Origin of the sequence: Stenotrophomonas cyclobalanopsidis (genome assembly GCF_008710035.1) — a bacterium.
Lineage (GTDB): Bacteria > Pseudomonadota > Gammaproteobacteria > Xanthomonadales > Xanthomonadaceae > Stenotrophomonas > Stenotrophomonas cyclobalanopsidis.
Genome location: NZ_VYKI01000053.1, coordinates 1 through 538, shown reverse-complemented (window position 1 = coordinate 538; position 538 = coordinate 1). Strand labels below are relative to the sequence as shown.

Below are 538 nucleotides of genomic sequence, written 5' to 3'. Positions count from 1 at the left end.
AACAATTAATAGTTGCTTGATCAAACGTCTGCAAGATGGACAATCATCCTTCCTGCAGGCGCCTTCACAAGATACCTGCGCATACTTTCAAAGATCAGGGGAAGTGGCCTCAGCGCCATTCCCGCGTACTGCGAAGTTTCCTTCGTAGCGAGCCGCCCATTATAGCCGGCTTTTCCGCTTCGTCAACACCTTTTTTTCAAGGCCGTCTCACCGAGGTGGACGTTGTTGCCGATGCTGCTTCGTCGTTGGACCCGAAGGTCTTTCGTCGTTGCGAGCCGCCTATTATGGCAGGCCTTTCAGCTTTGTCAACAACTTGTTGAAGGAACTTGAAGCTCTTCGTGAAGTTGTTGCTGCAAGTCCAGGTCAAAACCAGGTGCCTGCAAAAAAAGGAAAACCCCGTTGCGCAAGCAACGGGGTTTTTGGGTATAAACCCTGGCGATGACCTACTCTCGCATGGCTTGAGCCACACTACCATCGGCGCAGCTGCGTTTCACTTCCGAGTTCGGGATGGGATCGGGTGGTTCCACAGCGCTAATTT

General features: G+C 52.0%; 1 rRNA gene. It reads right to left on the bottom strand.

From position 1 onward, the window contains the following. Positions 1 to 430: 430 nt before the first annotated feature. Positions 431 to 538, bottom strand: a 5S ribosomal RNA gene (rrf, locus tag FJU31_RS19215); the annotation flags it as partial.